The sequence below is a fragment of the uncultured Cetobacterium sp. genome (assembly GCF_947039425.1).
Classification (GTDB): domain Bacteria; phylum Fusobacteriota; class Fusobacteriia; order Fusobacteriales; family Fusobacteriaceae; genus Cetobacterium_A.
Window position 1 is genome coordinate 1 of the sequence record NZ_CAMQYW010000193.1, and the last position, 3,798, is coordinate 3,798.

Consider the following 3,798-nt stretch of genomic DNA (forward strand, 5'->3'; position numbering starts at 1 on the left):
AGGCTATTTTAGATTAAGTATTTTAATGGTACTTTTTTCTAAAATAGCTTTTTTATTTCCACAAAATAAATAGTTTTTGATTTTATAATGTTATTTTTCCTGAGATATAATAATTTCTTCCTGGTGCTGGAATAGCAGTATCTTTTGTTTCTGAATAATTGTAATGTTCATTAAATACATTATTTACACCACCACTAACAACGAAGTAATTATTAACTTTGTATTGTACCATCAAATCCGAAAAATGGTATCCAGAAATTGTACTTTTTAATACTTTGTCATTTTTATCAAATTCTCTAGTTGTACTTTTCCCAATATAATTAAATAAAAATCCACTTGATAAATTTTCTGTTATTTTATAATTAGCACTTAATGTTAATTTTCCTTCGGGAGCCAAAGGAACTTTATCTCCTTTATAATCTCCATCAGTTATCTTTGTATTTACATATGTCAACCCTTGATTTAATGTTAATTTCCCCAAATATTGTTCCGCAAATATTTCTGTTCCGATTCTTCTAGTTTTTCCTAAATTTTTATAATTCCACCATTTCGTTGCTGGGTTATGAACATTTCCCTGAATTAAACTAATTTCATTTTCTGTAAACGTTGTAAATGCGCTCCACGATACAAAACTATTTCCAACAAAATCTTTTACTCCGATTTCTAAGGTATCTGATGTTTCTGATTTTAAATTATTTGACTTATATTCTCCGGTTTGGGTCTTATCTGTTATTTGTCCAGGCATTGGAGAGATAAATCCTCTTTCATATCTACTATAGAAACTTCCAGTACCACTATATGAATAATTTAATCCAAGTTCTCCTGCAAAATTATTTGAAGATCTTTTATCTGAAATTATTTTATTTGTATTTACCTCTACAGGTTTAAAAGTAAAAAATCCAGGCCTTTTAGTTTTTAAATTAAATGAACTTATTCTATCTCCTCCAAAAGTAGAATATTCGTATCTTATTCCACTTGTAAAATCTAATTTTTCAGATAATTTATATCTATTTAAACCATAAATAGCATTAGTTTCCTTATATATTTTATTTTGGATGCCTATATTTAAATTAACTGGAGTAAATATAGGTATAGATATAGGAATATTCATAATATATTTTTTACCTTCATACTTTGAAGCAGAACCCGTTATTATAGTATCTCTTTCTAAATCAGTTTTGTTATATTCATAACCTAAAACTAATTCTCCTTTACTATATTTAAGTTTACCTCTAATCTTAGCTCCTTTCGATTCTTCATTAAATTTTCCATTAAGTTCTGCATTAACATTAGGAACAAAAATATCCAATGGCATTTTCCCAGATTTCATCATTGTATAATCCATTTTTGATTTTTCAATAAAATTTCTTTTAAATTTTTGCTTATAAATAGTGGTTAAAAGAGTAAAATTATTATTTATTTTAAATTCATGATCTAATACATAACTCTCTCTATCACTTTTACTTTCTACTGGAAATCCTGCTGCTTTTCTATTTAAAGCTAAGATTTCTTTTTTCACAGGATTTGAAGTATCTTGATTTCCTTTAAACTTTGTTCCTTGAATTTTAATTCTTTGTCTTTTTGTAAGTTTATAATCAAATCCTCCTGTAAAACTGCCATTCTCTCTATCATCATTTTTTCTATATCCATTTCCTTTTAAATAAGAGTATCCAAAATTTGTATATAAATTTTTTGTAATATTATATCCACCACTAATATCTGTTTTATTAGTATCATAAGAAAGGTTTCCATAACTTGTTGTAAAATAATTTTTTCTAGCTGTCGATTTGGTAATAATATTAACAACGCCACCAGCTGTTCCTGACCCGTTTAAAACAGCTCCTCCTCCTGGAATAATTTCTATTCTTTCAATAGAACTAACTGGAATTGTATTAATAGGTAATGTTCCCATCGATTCATCTATAGGATTTATTGCAACTCCATCAACTAAAACTTTAACTCTTGATATTGCTCTTTCTCCATTACCTCTTAAATCAATCACTGGTCCAAAATAAGTTTCTTGCACCATTACATTAGGAGCATCTCTTAATATTTCTTCTATATTTTTATAATCTTTTTTTTCTAAATCTTCCTTTCCAATCAATGTGATATTTTTATTTTCTTTCATTAATGGTTCTTCAAAACCAGTAGTTGATGATATTATGCTATCTTTTAATAAAATTTCTTTGAAATCATTTGAATATGCTGCACTTGATAATAATAACGATAGTAAAAACAATTTTTTCATTCACTCTCTCCTTATTTTCTTTTATAAGAAGAATATATCATACAAAACTTTTGTATGTCAAACTATTTTACTGAAAAATTAATTATTATCACAAAATCCTTCGAATTTATATAACTTTAGCTAACTCTATCTTAACTGCAAATGTCATATTATTAACCTGCCATCTGTTCAATTAGATAAACATCTACCTAATACTTTTGCACGACTAAAACAACTTTCATCATCTATATCTATGTAATTTAATCTATCATCTATTGTAATGTCCTTACCTTCTTTTAATGTTACTAAAAACTATTGTTGGGGTATGAAAAATGTTGTAGTACTTAATTATTCGATATGCGATGATAAAATACAATTTTATTTCACCTCTTATCCGTTGTTTTTATTTGTAGCACAATTATTTAGTTTTGTAATAAATAAATAATATATATTGACAAAAGTGATTAATAGGTATATCCTGAAGAAGTACTCAACTATTACATGATGGTGATTAAAATCTACGTTTTAATTCCCCAACCATCATATTATAATTCTAAACGGAATTTTAATTTCATTTAGAGAGTGCACTTCACTAATAAATCTAAATTCACTATTTGAATAAATACGCAAAGTGCTATTAATTTGATTGTTTAATGGCTTATTTAAGTAGTGAATAAACTGATTGGATCTTCCTCTTCTCAGTTTATTGTCAAAGTGCTGCAATGTTATTTAACTTTTTATGTTTTTCTATAAAATTAACTTGTAGTTATTATACACGCATTTTGCTCGGTATTGACTTACTGAGCGATTTGGTTTTTTTGAGAAAATCAATCTAATGATTTAAAATAACATTAGTTAATGCATTTATCTGATAGAATTTGTTTTATTTTTATGTAGAGTAGTGTACATACGTATTCATTGTTTTTAATATGTTTCTCCAAACATATTAAAAGGTATCTAAGTTGATTAGATACCTTTTTTTACTTTATGAACAATTCTTTGGAATAGACTAACTCTTATTTTCTTTTTTTATAAATTATTCATATCTAACAAGTAGTGTTAAATTCCCTGTATACAATCCTGGTACTGTCTTATCTGTTGTTGTCGCAATTGCATTTATAGTTACTGGTAATTCATTTTCTCCATCTATTGTAAATGTTCCTTGTTTAGCTTCTTCTGTTGTTCCTGCAACAATTCTTCCAAACGCTATATTTGTTGCTGTTACGTTTAATGGTTTAATTACTGTAACAGTAATTTCCATTGATCCCTTAGATGGTTCTGATGTTTCAGCATAACATAAAGATGAAACTAAAAATGTTAATATTAATAATTTTTTTATAATAAAATCTCCGTTTAATATTATTTAAAATAAAAAAATAACCAAAAATATAGTATAATCCCCTTAAAGTAGACAATTTAAAAAAAAGAGTATTTCATTAGTATAATCTTAATTATCTAAACCTGAGTTGAATATCCCCCAAATTAAAGTATGGTAACTACTCAGATAGCAAATTTATAAAAAATTAAAAACAGCTAAATAATAGGAGATTTCTGCTCAATTTATACAGAAG

At 26.2% G+C, this 3,798-nt stretch carries 2 protein-coding genes; both read right to left on the bottom strand.

Translation table 11 applies throughout. The features are described 5' to 3' along the window. Positions 1 to 82: 82 nt before the first annotated feature. Positions 83 to 2,248, bottom strand: a complete 2,166-nt coding sequence (locus tag Q0V09_RS08925) for a TonB-dependent receptor (protein WP_297407481.1) — start codon at positions 2,246 to 2,248, stop codon at positions 83 to 85. Positions 2,249 to 3,263: 1,015 nt separating this feature from the next. Continuing rightward, positions 3,264 to 3,488: a hypothetical protein gene (locus tag Q0V09_RS08930; protein WP_297407483.1), complete on the bottom strand. Its 225-nt coding sequence runs from the start codon at positions 3,486 to 3,488 to the stop codon at positions 3,264 to 3,266. Positions 3,489 to 3,798 lie beyond the last annotated feature (310 nt).

Coding starts and splice junctions, on each gene's coding strand:
- Q0V09_RS08925 (WP_297407481.1), bottom strand. CDS start 2,248: ATGAAAAAATTGTTTTTACTATCGTTATTATTATCAAGTGCAGCATAT.
- Q0V09_RS08930 (WP_297407483.1), bottom strand. CDS start 3,488: ATGGAAATTACTGTTACAGTAATTAAACCATTAAACGTAACAGCAACA.